Annotated in this window: 10 protein-coding genes; 1 reads left to right on the top strand and 9 read right to left on the bottom strand. The window is 36.5% G+C overall.

Features of this window, described 5'->3' with window-relative positions; all coding sequences use genetic code 11:
* Positions 1–2,211 (top strand): O-linked N-acetylglucosamine transferase, SPINDLY family protein, encoded by a 2,211-nt coding sequence (locus RM347_RS04135; protein ID WP_322718991.1) that lies wholly within the window; start codon positions 1–3, stop codon positions 2,209–2,211.
* Between the two features lie 282 nt (positions 2,212–2,493).
* Here RM347_RS04135 and RM347_RS04130 read toward each other — a convergent pair whose 3' ends face one another.
* The 9 genes from RM347_RS04130 to RM347_RS04090 all read right to left on the bottom strand — a co-directional run bounded on the left by RM347_RS04130 (position 2,494) and on the right by RM347_RS04090 (position 18,758).
* Positions 2,494–4,638: a glycosyl transferase family 1 gene (locus tag RM347_RS04130; RefSeq protein WP_322718992.1), complete on the bottom strand. Its 2,145-nt coding sequence runs from the start codon at positions 4,636–4,638 to the stop codon at positions 2,494–2,496.
* Positions 4,639–4,753: 115 nt separating this feature from the next.
* Complete coding sequence (locus RM347_RS04125; RefSeq protein WP_322718993.1) at positions 4,754–6,364, bottom strand: FkbM family methyltransferase; 1,611 nt, start codon at positions 6,362–6,364, stop codon at positions 4,754–4,756.
* Between the two features lie 12 nt (positions 6,365–6,376).
* Positions 6,377–11,980, bottom strand: coding sequence for an FkbM family methyltransferase (locus tag RM347_RS04120; protein ID WP_322718994.1), 5,604 nt, complete (start codon positions 11,978–11,980; stop codon positions 6,377–6,379).
* A 433-nt stretch (positions 11,981–12,413) separates the two neighbouring features.
* Complete coding sequence (pseI, locus tag RM347_RS04115) at positions 12,414–13,466, bottom strand: pseudaminic acid synthase (protein ID WP_322718995.1); 1,053 nt, start codon at positions 13,464–13,466, stop codon at positions 12,414–12,416.
* Positions 13,453–14,976 carry a UDP-2,4-diacetamido-2,4,6-trideoxy-beta-L-altropyranose hydrolase gene (pseG, locus tag RM347_RS04110; protein ID WP_322718996.1) on the bottom strand — a complete coding sequence of 508 codons (1,524 nt, stop codon included), beginning with the start codon at positions 14,974–14,976 and terminating at the stop codon, positions 13,453–13,455. Before pseG ends, pseI begins: the two co-directional genes overlap by 14 nt.
* 52 nt (positions 14,977–15,028) lie before the next feature.
* Entirely contained in the window at positions 15,029–15,787 is a 759-nt protein-coding gene (gene wbuZ / locus RM347_RS04105) for a glycosyl amidation-associated protein WbuZ (RefSeq protein ID WP_322718997.1), read from the bottom strand.
* 8 nt (positions 15,788–15,795) lie between these two features.
* The gene (gene hisH / locus RM347_RS04100) at positions 15,796–16,437 is read right to left on the bottom strand and encodes an imidazole glycerol phosphate synthase subunit HisH (protein WP_322718998.1); all 642 of its coding nucleotides are present in this window, start codon (positions 16,435–16,437) and stop codon (positions 15,796–15,798) included.
* The gene (locus tag RM347_RS04095) at positions 16,421–17,635 is read right to left on the bottom strand and encodes an N-acetyl sugar amidotransferase (RefSeq protein WP_322718999.1); all 1,215 of its coding nucleotides are present in this window, start codon (positions 17,633–17,635) and stop codon (positions 16,421–16,423) included. Before RM347_RS04095 ends, hisH begins: the two co-directional genes overlap by 17 nt.
* A gap of 388 nt (positions 17,636–18,023) precedes the next feature.
* Positions 18,024–18,758, bottom strand: a complete 735-nt coding sequence (locus RM347_RS04090; RefSeq protein WP_322719000.1) for a glycosyltransferase family protein — start codon at positions 18,756–18,758, stop codon at positions 18,024–18,026.
* Positions 18,759–18,844: the final 86 nt, after the last annotated feature.

The following is an 18,844-nucleotide window of genomic DNA, read 5'->3' as shown; positions in this document are numbered from 1 at the left end:
ATGACTTCTGTCCAAATCCCTACTGTCATTACTCCATCAGAACAGCAAGCCCAGCAATATTTTATTAAAGGTAACTATACTCAAGCTGCTAGCTGTTATGAACAAGCTATTGAAACAGAACCAGAAGTGAAATCTCATTACTGGAACTTAGGATTAATGTTGCTATTGCAGGGACAAGAAGCAGAAGCGCAAATGACTTGGCTGCTGGGTATGGAGGAGGGAGAAGCCCAACAAGTTGAACAATGGACTGTGGAATTGATAAACGTTCTGCAAATCGAAGCCGAACGCAGAGAGACACTGGCAGATTATTCAGTTGCTTGGGCAATTCGCCAACATATACGGGAAATTTCTCCTAAATATGTGAATAATCTTCTGTATTTAATTGAGCTATCTATTAAACTAGAAAATTTTACTGGTGATGAATTAACTTCTCTAGAGGTAATTGAGTTAATTCGGTCAGAAAAAATTATAGATATTGAGTTATTGTTGCAAGTATTGGAGAGCATCATCAATGATGATCCTTTACATCCCTCTGTTCTAGAGTTTGCAGAGTGTTGTCTAGCTCATGTTACTCAGCCTCAACCTTTCATTAATATTTTGCTGCCAGCGGCAGTCAAAATTGCCCATTCTATGCGGCAACCTCAAGTAGCAGTATTAATGACTGAACTATGTTTGCGCCTTGAACCTGAAAAGATAGAGCTTTTACGTCATCTTGCTGCTTTTTATTTAAAAGATAACAATTATTCTAAAGGAATAGAAGTAGCTAAGTTATGCTACTCACTATCAAAGACTGTAACTGATCAAGTTTTTGCCAAACACCTGATCCAACGAGGATTAATGGAAGCACCAGCTTATTGGAATGAAGCTTGTGCAGTTTTCCTAGAGCATGAATTTCTGCTGATGTCTTTGATAGAAGAACATCCTACAAATATGGAATCATTTACGGTTCTCTGGTTATTTAATGCCAATTATTATGCACCTTACTTGCGAGATGTCCCAGAACAAAATAGAAAAATTCAAAATAACTTGGTACAACTTTGCCAGCTTAATGTGCAAGAGTATGCGAGAGAAAAAGTTCAGCGATATGGACATCAAAAGTTAGGTAGACAAACAAAGCAAATAAAAATTGGCTATTTATCTCATTGTTTATCTAAGCATTCAGTTGGCTGGTTAGCTCGGTGGCTAATTCAACATCACAACCGAGAAAAGTTTGATATTTATGGCTATTTTATAAATTATAAACAAGTAGACGATCCATTACAAGAATGGTATGTTCAGCAATTTACTCAAGCTTATCAAGGTGGAATTTATAGTGAGGACATTGCAGAAAAAATTTACGAAGATGAGATTGATATTTTAATCGATTTGGATAGCATTACTTTAGATATTACTTGTGAAATTATGGCGTTTAAACCTGCGCCTGTGCAAGCAACATGGTTAGGTTGGGATGCTTCAGGAATACCAGCTGTTGATTACTTTATTGCTGATCCTTATGTTCTACCAGAGTCTGCTCAAGAATACTATACAGAAAAAATCTGGAGGTTACCCCAAACCTATATAGCAGTGGATGGTTTTGAAGTAGGTGTCCCAACATTACGGCGGGACTATCTTGATATTCCTAGTGATGCTGTAGTTTATCTCAGCGCTCAACGAGGATTTAAGCGCCACCCAAATACAGCACGGCTGCAAATGAGAATTATTAAGGAAGTGCCTAAAAGCTATTTTTTGATTAAAGGGTTAGCGGACTCTGAAGCTGTGCAGAAATTTTTTATGCAGTTAGCAGAGGAAGAGGGTGTAGAGTGTTCACGTCTACGATTTTTACTGTTGGATATCTCTGAGTCTGTCCATAGAGCAAATTTAGCCATTGCTGATGTTGTATTAGATACTTATCCTTATAACGGCGCGACGACAACCTTAGAAACACTCTGGATGGGTATTCCTTTAGTAACAAGAGTTGGACAGCAATTTGCTGCCCGAAATAGCTACACTATGATGATGAATGCTGGTATCACAGAAGGTATTGCGTGGACTGATGAAGAGTATGTAGAGTGGGGTGTGCGCTTGGGGAAAGATGAAGCTTTACGCCAACAAGTGGCTATGAAACTGAAAGCATCTCGACACACAGCACCACTGTGGAATGGAAAACAATTCACCTGTGAGATGGAGAAGGCTTACGAGCAAATGTGGCAAAACTATATTGAGAAAAAATAAGCTTGTAGTAAGCGGTTTCAGCCCTCAAAGTTGAGTAAGGTGAATAACCCTGCTTAAGCTTTAACTAGTTCAGCTTTTTGTTCTCCTGTGAGCTTGTGATATTTATACAAAGATTTTTTTAGCACTAAAGTCCTTACTACCAACAATTTCAAAGTTCGTAGTGAGGATTTTAGTCCTCCTCTGAAATTACAACTAGTAGAGCAGAAAGCTCACCAGTAAAACTCTGAAATCCCAAAAATATTTCGGGGTTTTACGTCCTTCAGGGGTGGGAGCGTCAAAAATTTAAGTACTGAAGTGCTTACTACAAACTTGTTTATAGAAGGCTTCTAAACCTGCGACACAAGCTTTATCATCAAAGAGACGATCCTGATTTTGGCTCATTCTTTCCGCAACAGCGCCTCGCCAAGCTTGATCTAGTCCTAATTTGACAGCAATTTCGATATATTCGGCTTCGTTTTGAGCAATGGTATCTGTCACTCCTAGCATTTTTAAGAAGCTATCAGAGTGACGACCCCGCATAAATTCCCCTGGACAGGTGACAATGGGGAGATTACAAGCGATCGCTTCTAGAGTAGTATTACCACCAGACCAGGTGAATGTATCTAAATAAACGTCTGAAAGCAAGTTAATCATTAGATAGTCTAGCCGCTCTGGAATATTGAGAAATACACAATAATCCTCAGTATTAAGTCCAACAGCAGCAAAAGCACGCTTTAGGCGTGGCTCAAGTAAAGTACCACGCAAAAACACAAATTTAGCTTGAGGGAGGCGATTAGCAATTTCCGCAAAAATAAAATCATATTGCGGTAGGTATTTAAAAGGCGCTTGGCAGCATAAATAGATGACTGCATCATCTTTTAACCCAAAATCTGAACGGGTTTTGATAACTGGGGGAATATATGGCTTAGGGTAAGAAACTCCAATATTGGGTAAACGAATTAATTTTTCTGAGTAATGTTCTTGGGCATTTTCGGGTTCCATTAACTCGCTAGATAAAAAGTAATCAATTGTGGGTAAGCCTGTTGTCACTGGATGTCCCCAAGCCACACATTGCAAAGGTGCAAGTCTCAGACCGGCCATTTGCATGGTTTGCGGGTCCATACCTATTTCAGGAAAGACTAAAATATGCAATTTATCAGCAATTATCTGTTCACAAGCTGCTGGTAAGTTATAAGGTATATGGTGAAAAACATCGCTGTAATTTTGGAACTGTTGGGTAACAGGATCTGGCTGGGTTCCTGTGTAGTAACAGTAAATTTCAAAGTTTTGGCGATCGCAGTAATGCAACCAGCCAATTAACCAAAGTGTGCCACTATAAGAATGTAAGTAATGGGAAGCATAGCCAATACGAATTTTTTGCTGAGGCTGAAGCTTAGGTATAGATAAAGGCACATCCCATTGGGAAAAGTTAGCTGCCATAATTTTATGCACTAACTGTCCATATTGGCGTTGTAAATCTACATCATTTTGTGCTTGATAGGATAAATAAAAGTTAGTTAGTCTGCCTATACTAGCTAAAGCACTATTTCGTTCTTGTAACGTTTTCAAAGTTGTGTGCTGAATTAAATTTTGCAGCCCTTGAATATAGCGCTGCCGATAAAAAGTAATTTCTTCTTGATTATTATAAATTGTTGGAACTGTTAAATATTTGAGGATTTGAAAAGTATAATCATCTGGTAATAATTTACAAGCATTCTCAGCACTTAAGATTGCTTCTTGAGTGAGTCCATTACGGCGTAAGTCAATAATTAATGAAAAATGTAGTCTAGCTTCTGTAGGATAAAGTTTAATTCCTGTCTGGAGAGCGTGAAAATATTTATCTAATAAGTTTAAATTTCTATAGCATTGGCTTAAACGCCAATAAATCTCTGCATCTCCTGGGTGCATTTCTAGAAATATTTGATATTGCGCGATCGCTTCTTGCCATCTTTCTTCTTCAAATAGTCTATTGCTTAAATCAAAAACTAACTGTCCCAGTTGTATATTGCTGAAATTTTTTATTTCATACGCCGGAATATTCTCTATTTTGAATAATGCTAACTCCTGCGAATTTTCAGTTTCTAAAACAATTCGAGCGTGAAGAAAAGCAGATATGGCTTGCCGACCACTCTCATCTAATTTTTCCAGTAGAGTAATCTCACATCCTACAGTGATATCAAAATCTTCTATGAGTAGATTCATAGCTACAACAGATAAAACCAAATTTGCATCATCTTCAGAAATGCCATTGGTGTCTATAAATAACGTCATCTGCTTGCTATCAGGATGAGTTATCACCGTTTTAATTGCTTGCTCTAACTCTAAAGTTAGTGAATCTTCTGGTTGTGACCAATCGGGAAAAATTATAATATTTATCTTTCCATATTTAACAGTAAGCGAGTCACAGATAGATATTTCTTTTTTTGTATTTAAGTTAGTTATTTCCATTTTTAAAAATGTCTGTGAGGAAGTTTACATTAATATAAAATAACTTTACAGCTTGTAGTTAACGATAAAGTAATTTGCATGTTCAATATGGTTTATTTATGTATAAAGAGACAATTTAAATAGCTGCTTTTTGAGGCGGTATAGCAATAAAATTTAGCTGCTCGTTAAAATCGTTAGAATCATTAGTAAAATTGACTGATATCAACTTTTGAGTGTAAGATTCATAATAAAATAGTTCATATCCTATATTTATTAAATACTGTGCAACCTCAATATTACTGACTTGAGTACCTGAAATATTTTCATATAGAATAACTGGGGCAAGCTGAGTAAGTAGCTTATAACTACCTGCAAGAACTGCCATCTCATGACCTTCTGCATCTATTTTAAGAAAATCCACTTTTTGAATTTTTTCTTGCTCAATTAAGCTATCTAAAGTAAAACAAGTAACTTCCTCAAAAGATCCAGAAGGCATATTCTCTGATGCATCACTGGAAATAACCTGGTTGATTTCGCTAGCAGGATGTAGTAATAACTTTACAGTACCGTTGCGATCGCTAGCTGCCCCTGCACAAACATTTACCCATGAGAATTGGTTAATTCTACAGGTTTCTTGCAAGCAACGTACACAACCTGAGAAAGGCTCAACTGCTAACACTCTTCCTTCTGAGCCAACTTTTAAGGCAGCGCTGAAAGTATAGACTCCCACATTAGCACCGACATCAATAACCGTCATACCGGGTTTAATACTATTTCGCCAAAACTCTATTTCTTTTTCAAACCAGTCTTGCTCAGTAATTAATACGCTGGTGACAATGCTACGTAAACTTGGCTCAACTGCCATTATTAAATTATCTTCAAAAGGTACATAAGTAAACAGACTATCTTCGGGTAATTGAGTCCAGTGCCACTCTGGAGATGGGGAAGTTGGCTGATAAAATTTACGGGAGACTTCCTGCCAGTAAGCTGCGACTTCTATGTGGTTTAAGTCTCGGTAAGCCAAATACAGTGCCTGAAGAATCGGTGCATAATCTGGCGCTAACTTTCTAGCTTGATGTAAATATAAAATTCCTTCCTGTTGTCCATTTATTAAACTAGATATTCCTAGTTTTAGACCAACATTAACTGAGTTTAGTAAAACTCGATCAGCTAGATGTAACATCCGACGACTGGCAGTAGTGTAAAAAGCTATCTGTGAACGACAGATTATTTCACTTAACAAAAATAATGCTTGTTGATAGATATCATCAGAACGCAAAATAATCTCAATTTGTTTTTGATAATCTTTTGAAATATTTTTATTATTTACAAATATGTATATTAAGAAATTAGGATAATTTTCGTCATTTGTATAAGCAAGATGGAGAGTGTTGATAAAAGTGTTAAATGCTATTTTTGTTGCTGTTGATATTTCTCCAATCATGCTATGAATTAAAGCAAGATGAGCAGCACAAGTCGGATGTCCATCTATGTTCAAAGCATTATTCAGAGCTTCAAAAGCCATTTCCAGATAAACTGAACGCATGACTAAATTATCATTACACTGTTCTGCTTCGATCAGAGCTACCACTGCTAAGTTATTCCAATCAGCTGAGGAATTAGGATTATCCCAAGAAGTTTCTGCCAGAATTAAAGTAATCTTCGATAAAGTATCAGCATCAATAGATGGAAGTAATTTTTGAATATATTGCAAATAGACATCATTAGGAGAACGAGCAGATTTCATATATTAATCGTGCTAATAATTAGGGTAGACATTTGAACTTCTAATAAAATCATTATACTCAGATGCAATTCGTGGAATAAGATGACTATACCTTTCTGGAAAAGCAATTATATCTGTATAATAAAAAGTATTATTTTTAGTTAAAATATTGTTAAACAGATACTCATTAATTTGCTCTAACAATTGAGATGAACATCCATAAAACAGCGGATTACCAAAATTATCTATAACGATATATTTTGTATAATTCATATTTGCTAATTTATTAAGTAAATCTTTCGCAAGCTCTATGTCATTTAGGGATGAAATCTCATTTTCCCAATAAAGTATTGGACTATCTTCTTTGATTATGCTTAGAGAAGAAAGTAGAATTTCAAAGTCAAATCCATCAGTATCAGTTTTTAAAAGTATACACTTGCCTAAATTTGAATTTTTAATAATTGATTCTAATGAATCTGATTTCAAAATTTTTGTTTTATTTTCTACTGCTCTTGCTGTGCCGTTATTTTTTACCAGTTCTACATTTTTGAAATTGTGCCCCGATACAAAAGAATTTACAAAAATAATTCTTTTGTTATATTCTGAAAGATTATGTTTCATAATATCAAAGAATTCTTCATCTGCTTCTACACATATAATTGGATTTAAGCAATATTGCAGCAGCAGAGCTGTTGTATCACCAACGTTTGCTCCAATATCAACTACAAAATCTTGATTGTTTGGTAAATACTTAGCTATAACACCTATAAATTTATCATAAAGTCTAAACCTATTCTGATAATGTGGTAAAGCATGATCGTAGGGAAGACTTATAGGAATTTCTTTAATATTATAAGTAATAAATTTTTTAGATAATTGGTATTTAATTTGTTTTTCTTGCTTCAATAAAACATTTAGTTGATTACTTAAGTTATCGATTTGGCAAGAAGGTACTTTAGCTACTGCCACTTGTGCTAAAGCTTGTTGATCCTCATGTTCTAAAATAATTCTGGCATTGATGCGAGGTAGCAAAGCTTCCCACTGAATATCAGCCAAGTTTTCCACTAGAGAAATTTCTAATCCTTCGGTAACGTCTAAGCCTTCCTCTACCAAAAGATTCATAATCACACTAGATAAAAACATTTCAGCATCCTCACCAGCAATTTTACCAGTATCGATAAGTAGGGTAGTTTCTTCACTATTAGGATGAGTGGCGATCGCCTTGATAACTTGTTGTAATTCTAAACCAAGAGACTCTTCTGGTTGTGACCAATCAGGGAAAATAATTAGATTAATTTCCTTGAGATTTAAATAAATAAGTGTAGCATCAATTAACACAGAACTGACAGTTTTCGCCATTTTTATCCAAGAGAACTGTTCCGCCTGTACTAAACCTGTGCTAATTAATGACTGACGAACGCTATGTTTTTGCACTTCACAAAGTGCAATTGTCATTCCATCTACATCATCATCATTCACATATATTGCAGCTTCACCTGCAACTTCTGGAATCGAAGCATTAGGACAAGTAATTACAGGACAACCACAAGCCATTGCTTCTAATATAGGCATACCAAAACCTTCATATTTAGAAGGATAAATAAGCGCCACTGCACCAGAGTAAGCTGTTGCTAATTCAGTATCACTGAGTTCTACCCTATGAACAACACTACCTGATGTGTATTCTCTGATTTCATTTGCTAGTAAACCGCCGCTACCTGTCACAACAATATCAAATCCACATTTACTCACAAGGTGTGAAAAAGCTACAAAAAACAACATACTATTTTTATAGACAGTACCAGCACCAACTAAAATAAAGTATGGTTTGGTAATACCGTATTTTGTTTTTAATAAGTTAATATTTTCCTGAGACACGGGTGAAAATACTTGATGATCAACACCATTTTTAGCAATTGCTACAGAGTCTAGAGAAATATCAGGAAAACACTTTACTAAGTCCTTAGCTGTATTTTCTGAAACAGCTATATGGGCTATGGCGTGCTGAATTGCACAATGCTTTTCTTGCCAAAGGGGATGATTCAAGTCCCATCCCAAAAGTTCGCCCATGATTTCTGGTATCATGTCATGTGCCATGAAGACAAAAGGCGTTGTTATCGGCATTGTATAGTAAGAAGAGATAAATAAATCTGCATTCTCTTCATCACATATTTGCTGTAACATTGTCCTATCAACTTCAGTCTTGTAGTAGTTATATAATGGTATAGTTCTATATTTAATACCTGAGATTTTGGGAGAAGTCCCTTCACGATCAAGCACAATAAGATGTTTAGCAAATCCGGTTTTAGCCCATTCTTCTAGCAAAGATTTCCAAACACGAGCAATGCCAGTCTGATGAAGTTGAAAGAAAACACCATCAACTATAATTATTGGTGTTGGTTTTTTAATTTGTGCAATTTGCTGCTGCATTTCATCTTGTTGTAAAAATCGCCAATTATTGGTGCTGAGTTCTTTTTGTGCAATTGGTACTACACCCAATGTTTCAGCAGTATCAGCCCTCGTTTCATCTCTTACCCATGATAAGTATTCACGTAAAAGAACTGGAAACTTAGTTGCTTCCTGCAAAGTCTGCCACTCATAAGCAGCATTACTGTAACCATAATATTGCTCTTTAAATCGCAATTGTTTTGCTGTTGTATAGGCGAAATGCTGGAAAACTAAACCAAGTTTCTCAGTTTCTTGATGTAAAAAAGGATTGATTGCTGCCACATTTTGATATTGACCATCTAATGAGGTTTCTACTAATACGGGCGGTTCATGCGCTGCCCAAAATGCTCCTGGTTTAAATCTCCAAGTTCTTAGCCACTCTAGTTGAGGATTTTGTGTATAACAGTTACGAGTACTGATAATTAATTTTTCACCAACAAAACACCAGCACCAATAGAAAGCAGCTGTTTTATCAGCGTTGCTAATGAACATTTCTCTAGTAGTACAAATCTGCTCTAATGTCCACAATTCATCTACATCAACCTGCCACAACAAAGATTCCTCTTGAATATTGACAAGTGGTGCATTGACCATTTCTCGTTTTCCGTCCCAGAAAATACCCTCTGGTTTTCGGTATATTGTGACTTGAGTCGGGTAAAGTTGCGCTACTTCATCTAGATATTCTGTAGTCCCATCGTAACTACGACCATTTTTATGGATTTCATCACTGATATTTCCACCTAGTTTCACACTCCAACTTGTGTCGTGTTTTAAGTCTGCTACACCTTCAACAATATGCCAATGCCATTTAAAAGGAAGATGTTTAAATACTTCAATGTGATACTGAATAAACGGTTGCCCATTTAGGACTATTGTAAAAAAATGAATTGGCAATCCTGGCGTTGAGTTATTAACAGCCTTCAAGACTTCTAACTCTTGACGAATAACCAGCTTAGGCAATTCAATTTTACAAATATTATCACTATTAAAAACGGATTTAAATAAGTATTGAGCAGCTTGCTTTTCTGGTATTGTTCTGACTTCTTGTAGAATTTCTCTTAGTGTACTCTTTCTAAGTATTCCAAATGACAACACACTAAGCGGAATATTGAGTAGTGGAAGTACTTCTAATGCTTGTGGATATGTAATGTTTCCCTGGCGGAATACAAGTTTTTCTTGCTGATTGAATACCCCAGAAATAAATACGCCATCCTCTATTCTGTTTTCTACAGTTGAGAGCCAACCTCCCGTAAAAACTCCATTTTTATCTTGAGAATCTCTAGATATTAGGATATCAATAGCTGAGGATATAAAGGATTCATCATACTGAGTATAGTTGTTAGCGATAAGTATATAATCTGCTACTATATTTTCTGTTAAAGATAAAATAGAGTCTATGATAGTTTGATAACCGCTTAATTCGCAATTATTAACTTCATATATTACTATATTTTTATATCGAGATTGATGCAAATAATCAGGTAAAATTTGATTTTCAATTGCTGATAAACTTTTGTATTTTAGATATACAATAGCTACTACACAGATATCTTGAACCAAATTATTATGATAATTTAAACTCTGTTCTCTTACCAGAGTTTTATGCTGTTCTATTTCTTGCAATTCTTGCTTGTAAAAAGCCTCTTCTTGTTCTGGCAATCGATTATCCAAATCGTTGCTAGGTAAATTTTCGAGGCAAGAACCTAGTATAATCCTGTTACAAACTTTATCTAAGGTTGGATCATTACCTGGCTGCAAATCATCTAGAGTTTCAAATCTCAAGTCGTGGGAATAAAAATTCTTTATACCAATTGAGCTAAATTTATGAGAAAATTTAAAGAAGTAAGCATTCGTAAAGCGATAAAGTCTCTTTAAATCTTCTGCTGTTAGTTTAGATGAATCTCTCAAGAGACTATCAACGAGTTGATTTAGATGTTCAATACTAGTGTCTTTGATCGTGTATCGTGAGGCTTTTTCATAGGATGAAGTTGCTAATGTTGCTGTTGGTACACCTCTAGCGATCGCTTCAATTGCCACTGTGCTAAAAAAGGCGATCGCTGCATCTATATGCCAAAGCAATGCATAAGAAGTTAACTGCTCAGAAGGCATCACAACGCGGACATTTTCTGGTAGAGAAAATACCTGTTGATAAGCTTTTGATAAAGAATCTGTCTCTATTGGAGTATCTTTATTACCTCCTATATAAGGATGATGACGAATTACTAAGTATTCATTTCTATTTTTAAATATTTCTATTAGATTGGCAATAATATTAAATTGTTCAGTAATTCTTGCTCTATCATCTAACGCTGCTAATTCATCTTCACTTGAGGTAAATACTGCAAAAATTTTAGCCTCTAAAGGTATTCTTAATTGACGACGAATATCTATATGATTTGTTGGAAAATTATAAAATGATGGCCAGTTCATATCTAAGCCATATTCACGATTTGTAAAATAATTTTTGGTTAGCGTTAGTTCTTCATTAGTTAGTGTTGTATTTTCCCAATTTTTTACACAATTTAAAGGTGGTTGTGTACTCAATGTAGTAGTATTATCAAAAAACATAAAGCTATCATCAATCCAACCTCTTTCGTGAGTTATGACATCGATTTTTAGCTGACGTGCTACTTCAAATGCAATGCGATAGGGAGCAAATCGTCCATTAAATAAAAATAGATTACTTGGTTTATAATTATTAAATAGTCTAATCAGTGCATTATAAGTAACTAAACCATCGATTAAATATTTTCTATGAACTCTTTGGATGTGATTACTAGCTAGTCCTCTAACAGATATACGAAAGTGGGTATAAATAGTTGAAGTTACCCATTTACCAATTGGTAAGTCATTATATACAGCATTATTATAATTTTCAGGACTGACTGTTTTTATCCAATTTTTAGCAATTGTGTAATCATCGTTTTCAATAAAATTGCGTAGTTGTGTGTATGGTAGACCAAATAAATCTTCAAAAAAGTTTTCGCCTACTTTAGAACAGCTTTTGCATAATTCTTCGCTGCTATTAAACCTTGTAATAGCGCAGTCATTATAAATGCCGTCACAACCTACAACCAAAACTTCACAGTCACGAAGTTGTAATGCAGTAGCTACAACAGCATCCAGTTGGTTATGAATTAACCACAAACCATACGGAGAAAAGAAAAGAACTTTATTTTTGGTAGACATAATGTTAATTTACTTTCTAAAAAAAATATTTTAGTTATGTGAAAATATCTCCCATTTCCCTGGATAAATGCAAAGCGATCGCCTATTAACTCAAGCAATCTAACGCTATATCTACTATGTATCCAAGGGGAATTGTACTGATAAATTCTTCTAAATTTACGCGAACTGCAAAATCACTTCTGTGAATTCCCGGTGGTTACACGACAGTGAGCCTTTGTAAAAATTTAAATCAACTACTTAAGTAGGTGGGCGCGAAAATTTATAACTACGTCATTGCAAACGGAGTGAAGCAGAGTCAAGCAATCACATGGGTTTTGAGAGATTTACATTCTGTTACATAAGTTAGGTTTATTCATGCTTAGTTACTTAGAGTTATGACTCCAACAGCAATATTTCATCTTCACAGCCTCAACTAATCAATACTTTAAGCTGATTAAATAAATAAATCCCAGCTTATCGGTGCTCCCCTTTTAGTATCTTGTTTGATTTTTTTTCCTATTAAAATATCGTAATATTTCGGCGGCAAACCAAATCCTGGGCGTACTGCCTTGAGGTTTTCTGGCGTGAATATATCCCCTGCTTTCATGTCTTTGGCAACATAGAGCGATCGCCGAAAAACCAGCGACTCTTTTTCAGCCTCAGTTGCCCCATATTTTATATTGCCCAAAGCTTGCCAAGCTCTTTGGCTCTCTATCACCAGTTGCTGCATCTCTACTGGTTCCATTGAAAAAGCTGAATCGACTCCACCATCAGCCCGACACAGAGTAAAGTGTTTCTCAATTAATGTAGCCCCTAAAGCAACACTAGCAACAGCAGATCCAATCCCCATCGTGTGATCTGATAGTCCCACCTGCACATCGAACAAGTCACGCAGATGAGGAATCGTCAGTAGGTTAGTGTTCTCTGGTCTAGCAGGGTAGGTACTGGTACATTTAAGTAGCATCAAGTCCTTACAACCAGCTTGTCGTGCTGTTTGCACTGTTTCATCTAACTCAGAGATTGTTGCCATACCAGTAGAGATAATCATCGGTTTACCAGTGCTAGCAACTTTGCGAATTAGGGGTAAATCTGTATTTTCAAAAGAGGCAATTTTATAGCATGGTACTTCCAAGGATTGGAGAAAATCGACTGCTGTAGCATCAAAGGGAGTACTAAAGCCGATGATTCCTAATTCCTTGCAGCGATCAAAAATTGGTTTGTGCCATTCCCAAGGCGTGTAAGCCTGTTGATATAGCTGATACAGAGACTTACCATTCCAGAGACTATTAGGATTATCAATGTAAAATTCACCCTCATTGATGTCCAAAGTCATTGTATCTGCTGTATAAGTCTGGATTTTGAGTGCATGTACACCAGTCTTAGCAGCTGCTTCAACTATTTCTAGAGCTACTTCTAATGATTGGTTGTGATTGCCAGACATTTCAGCAACCACAAATGGTAGATGGTTTGCACCAATTTTTTTACCTACTATGTTAATTTCTTGCATCTAATTTTGTAATTGGACTTTTATTTTTTCTGATTAAATGAGCCGCTTCATGTCCTCGTAGTTTAGTTATTCCTATATTATGAAAACCAGCCCGAGAAAAAGCTTTTATTGATATCTCATTGCTAGGTTTAATATATGCATGAATGCTGAGAATATTTAAACTCTTGGATATCTCTTCAGATCCTAATTCTATAAAATTGCTGCCATAACCTTGATGACGAAACTTTTGATCAATAGTGATAGCAATAATAGCTTCTTTACCTTCTAATTCATATCGAATCATCCCAACAGGTAAATTATTTATATCAACAATAATATAGATAATATAATGAAAAGAATCTAATCTAGATTGGAACCATTGAACATGATTTTCCCAAGCTATAGGTTTTGTGGAAAAGGAAACAGCTCTTACCTCTGGATCATTTGACCATTCCCACAACAACCGACAATCTTCTTGGCAAACTAAACGTAATTTAAATAACTTAGCTTCTAAATGCCTCAATACACGCTTACTTCCTTCAGCATCCACTAACTCTTGGCCGCGTCTAGTCATTTCTACTCGTGTATGTGCAGCTATTAATAGATGAGCAACTGCCGACGCTATTTCAGCAGCAGAAACATCCTGATGCCAACCAAGATAGATAGATACCCCCATTTCATCTAATTTTTGTGCGATCGCTCGTTGATTTTCAGCCAGAATTAAAATTACACTAGGTAAACCCATAAAAGCGAGTTCCCAACAAGTGCTGCCACCAGCAGTTACTACCAAATCAGCCCAAGCCATTAACCCAGGCATATTTGTGACATTCTTTTCTAACCGAATTGGAAGTTGAGATGTTTCAGACACTAATTTTAGTTGCTCATAATGAGGATTACTTCCTCCTACCACTACCACTACTTCTAAATCATTAACTGAGAGCAACTGTAACCCTTGAATTACCTTAAAGGTGGCATTATCAGGATCAGCACCACCCATTGTAACTAGTATTTTGCTGGCTATGAATGGGTTTATACGTTGCCATCCTTGGCACTGCCAAAACTCTCGCCGTAAGAGTATATACTTTGTGCCAAGCAATAATTGGGTGTAAGGTTCTCGATTCTTATATAAACTTTCATCTGCAAAGAGATTCTGATTCAAGACAATATCCGCATAGTAGTGTTCTGCGTGTCCATAATCATCAATAAACAAAAGCTTTAGCCCAAAGTTTTTAATTATTCGTTGATATTCAGCACTAAAGTGGTAGCCATCTACTACAACCCAGTTAGCATCTAACTGCTTTGCCAAACTTGCTGTTTTTCTGGCATCCTCTACCTGTTCTAAATGCATTGGCAGATGGAAGATTTCAAATCCTTCTAATTTAAGACGCGCCTCCAAAGTAGGAACTTCTGTTCTCATGACGAAAATTGCTTTTTCTGGAATTACTTTCCATCCCTGGGCCAAGGCTAGACAGCGCATAACATGACCTGTGCCAATTGTTCTAGAAGCATCTGCACGAATGATTAATTTCATCGGATTTTTTTTGGCTCTTCTTTATTATTTAAAAGTCCGCTTCAGCAGTGAATCACAGTCGTACATTGATACCTTTTTCCCTGAGAAAACGTTTAGCTTCTAAAGGTGTCTGCTCAGTAAAATGAAATATACTAGCGGCTGCGATCGCAGATGCTCCTCCTTCAATTAATACCGAAGCCATGTGTTCATAATTCCCAGCTCCCCCAGATGCAATCACAGGAATAGAAACAGCCTGGGTAATAGCTTTTGTGAGTTCAATGTCGTAACCTTTCATCATCCCATCTGCGTCAATAGATGTCAGCAGTATTTCACCAGCACCCAGTGCTTCAACTTCCTGAGCAAATGTCACAGGGTCTTTTCCTGTAGGCTGTGTTCCACCATGAGTAAATACTTCATAGTTTCCATGTAGGAGTTTTTTGGCATCAATTGAAACCACTACACATTGGGAGCCAAATTGCTGGGCTACTGATTGAATGAGTTCTGGTGTAAATACAGCAGCAGTGTTGATAGCTACTTTATCAGCTCCAACCTGCAACAATCGCTTTACATCTGCAACTGTTTGTACGCCGCCGCCTACAGTTAAGGGCATATAGCACTCATCTGCAAGCTCATCAACGGTTTCAAAGTCAGGAGAACGCCCTTCACTACTAGCACTAATATCAAGAAAAATTAACTCATCGACTTCGCGCATATTGTAAACTTTAACAGCTTGCATAGCACTACCAACCCGCCGCCAACTGTTAAATTGGATACCTTTAACTAAGCCGAAGTTTTTAAATAACAAAGTTGGCATGATACGAACTTTCAGCATAGCGCCTGCTAAAGAGAGAGAAAATTTTTGATAACTTGTAATCCCAGCCGTTGGCTCTTTTCTGGATGAAACTGGACACCCAAAATATTATTTCTATTAACTACTGAAACGAAACCTCCACAATAAGGTGTATGAGCAATTTCGTCCTGCGGATGATTGCATGAGAAGTGGTAGCTATGAACAAAGTAAAAATCTTTGCCCGATGGAATGTTTTGAAATACAGATGAAGGTTGGTTGAAAATAACGTCATTCCATCCCACATGGGGGATGCGGCTACCAGAGCTATCAGGTACAAGTCGCTTTATTTCTCCTTCAATCCAACCCAACCCCTCTGTTTCTCCTCCTTCCCAACCTTTAGTAGCTAGCAGTTGCATACCCAAACAAATCCCCAAAAAAGGGACACCCTTTTCCAAGACTTGTTCTCGTAGCACTGCTTCTAAACCGTGGGTACGGATATTTTTCATTCCAGTTTCAAAAGCACCCACTCCAGGTAAGATGATATAATTTGCTACTTCAAAATCAGCAGTTTTATAGGTAATAACTGGTTCGCCACCGCAGTGCTGAACTGCACGGGCGACAGAATCCACATTTCCCATACCATAGTCAACAATGGCGACTTTCTTCATTGGTATATTATGAGATTGTGACATGATTGAGAGTTAGCTCCGAGTCTAACTCTGAGGTAAAAATGATGTTGTCATAGTTGATTTTACTGAGATTTCCTTCTTTGTCTTTTATCAAGTTACCCGTTTTATCACAAAGAAACAGCTTTTTGTTGGTGAAGCGATCGCAAACCTGGATAAACTTTTCCACAGTCATGTCAATATCTTTGAGAATCTCCTCTAAAGGGCATCCTAAGTAAACCCAAGGAAATTTGCCATCGTGCATCTTCACTAGTTTGATAGCTTCTTCTCTTCCCAGTCGTCCACGCCGGACGTGCATACAAGCAAGGTCAGTAGCTCGCCCAAAACCATACTTTAGAAACTTAAAGTAGTCGTGTATTCCCGTCTGATAATTGTCTAAGTTTTCGTAGTTAACTAAGGAACCTTCAACACTCTTGTGGTAAGTTTCAAAGCCGTGAGCTTGTGCATAGAGCGCGTTCTGATAGCCATCCCAAGGCAGATAATAACCGAGAAAAAGCCCCGTTACCCCAACCCTTTGTAAGTCTTCATCAGAGGGATAGGTATATTGAATGAGGTGTTGTGCCTTAATCCCTTCTTGCCCGATCAAATCAGTGACTCTCAGTCCTAACAGTCCGCCAAACTCCTCTAGCCATCGCCTAGTCAGGGAATTATTGCTTCCAGCAGCAGCAGGGCCACCATACTCATTCTGTGGGTTTTCTCCCCAGATAATCAGTGGTATGTTGAGTTGTACAGCTAACCGAACAGGTATGGTAAAGATAGTTACATGCTCTGTCCAGGAAATATCGCCAATTTCAGTTAGCGATAGACGATTGATATTGCGACGCACTAAAGGATTGGTGGCCACTTCTATGTAATCTAAACCGAGATTTTTAATATTCTCAATATTACGTCGTCCAATGTCAGATAGTTTGTCTGTTGTCGCTGTCACGCACAGAGGATTCATCCCCATCTCTAATATTTTGAGTACCTGAAAGTGGCTATCTTTACCACCACTAACAGGGATAATGCAGTCATAATTACTGCTGTTCTTAGAGCGGTAACGCTCTAGGATCTTAAGAAATTCCTTTTTCCGTGCTGGCCAGTCAACTTCTTGTCGCTTTTCAAAATTGCGACAGGCACTACAAACTCCTTGCTCGTCAATATATAAATCTGGTTTAGTTTCTGGCATAATACAGTTAATGCAGTACTGAATGTATTTAGTCATAGTCAATGCTCCTTAAGGCATAAAGTGTTAAGCAATCTTTTATAGCAAAAACCAAGTCGTGTTGTCCCATCCTGGGTGTAGTCTATTCCACAAAAATTCATAGTCAATAGCTGACACTTTGCCACTATGTTGTTCAATAAATTCAACAGCAAAATCATGCTTAAATAGTTTACTTGTATGCTCTCAGTAATTCATTTCTATAAGTACGAAATTGTAGTAATCATTAAGCAAAGTATCCCGAAAATAAATTTCATAATTTTTGTATATAAAATTTATATTTCATCTAAATTAATATGAATTAAAATACCAAAAGTGAATAGTAAATCAAGCTTTCTTATAGATTCAGATTCTATAATTGATGCTTGTACTGCTTGCACAAAGGGAATTTTCATTTCTGCCTCACATGAGCATTTAGCTTCACTAACTCTGGCTTTACTCTAAATTGAGCTATTACTTCATTAGTTGTAAAAATTTTTCCCTCCTGATATAAATCTGTATAGACTGCTTCTATTAATTTCCAATCTTCTTCGGTATCTAAAGTCCAGCGATAATTAGATATATCTTCATTATTTGTTTGGTTATATAAAGAAAAAGTTTCAGGATGCTCGTAGATATAAGGGGTAACGTGTTCTCTTTCATAAGATTCATGTGCTTCTTGAAAGGCTTTTTCTAAAACCTTAAAGGTAAAAACTTCTGCATCTAAACCGCGAGGATAGCTGCGACGTAAACAGTTACTAAGGTAGTCTATTTCTAAACCATCTCCTGTTTCGGTTTTAAAGTATTCCAACATTGCAGTTAAAACTTCTGAATCAAATAAAGGACAGTCAGAAGTTATTCTTATAATTACATCTGCTTGATATTCTTTAGCAGCCAAATAATAACGTTCTAAAACATCATCTTCACTACCTCTAAAGCAATGGATACCACATTTTTCGGATTCTATTACAATCACATCGTCTGCTAAAGAGTTAGTTGTTGCTACAACAATTGCATCTACTAAGAAACAAGCTTTAACTCTAGAAATCACATGAGACAAAACAGTTTTTCCACAAAGTTGTTTCATTACCTTTCCCGGTAAGCGAGTAGAACCCATACGCGCTTGAATAATTGCCACAGTTTTCATAAAAAAATTCTTGTAATCCTTTTACCACTTTATATTGCTCTTCCACACTTAAACGGTAATATAACCATCATTGTATACAGTTAAGT

Origin of the sequence: Nostoc sp. ChiQUE02 (assembly GCF_034531305.2) — a bacterium.
GTDB lineage: Bacteria > Cyanobacteriota > Cyanobacteriia > Cyanobacteriales > Nostocaceae > Nostoc.
This window is presented reverse-complemented; position numbering and strand designations above follow the sequence as displayed.

Bases quoted from the DNA above. Each gene is read 5' to 3' on its own strand.
- RM347_RS04095 (WP_322718999.1), bottom strand. From the start codon at position 17,635: ATGACTAAATACATTCAGTACTGCATTAACTGTATTATGCCAGAAACT.
- wbuZ (WP_322718997.1), bottom strand. From the start codon at position 15,787: ATGCTGAAAGTTCGTATCATGCCAACTTTGTTATTTAAAAACTTCGGC.
- RM347_RS04090 (WP_322719000.1), bottom strand. From the start codon at position 18,758: ATGAAAACTGTGGCAATTATTCAAGCGCGTATGGGTTCTACTCGCTTA.
- RM347_RS04135 (WP_322718991.1), top strand. From the start codon at position 1: ATGACTTCTGTCCAAATCCCTACTGTCATTACTCCATCAGAACAGCAA.
- pseG (WP_322718996.1), bottom strand. From the start codon at position 14,976: ATGAAATTAATCATTCGTGCAGATGCTTCTAGAACAATTGGCACAGGT.
- hisH (WP_322718998.1), bottom strand. From the start codon at position 16,437: ATGTCACAATCTCATAATATACCAATGAAGAAAGTCGCCATTGTTGAC.
- RM347_RS04125 (WP_322718993.1), bottom strand. From the start codon at position 6,364: ATGAAATCTGCTCGTTCTCCTAATGATGTCTATTTGCAATATATTCAA.
- pseI (WP_322718995.1), bottom strand. From the start codon at position 13,466: ATGCAAGAAATTAACATAGTAGGTAAAAAAATTGGTGCAAACCATCTA.
- RM347_RS04120 (WP_322718994.1), bottom strand. From the start codon at position 11,980: ATGTCTACCAAAAATAAAGTTCTTTTCTTTTCTCCGTATGGTTTGTGG.
- RM347_RS04130 (WP_322718992.1), bottom strand. From the start codon at position 4,638: ATGGAAATAACTAACTTAAATACAAAAAAAGAAATATCTATCTGTGAC.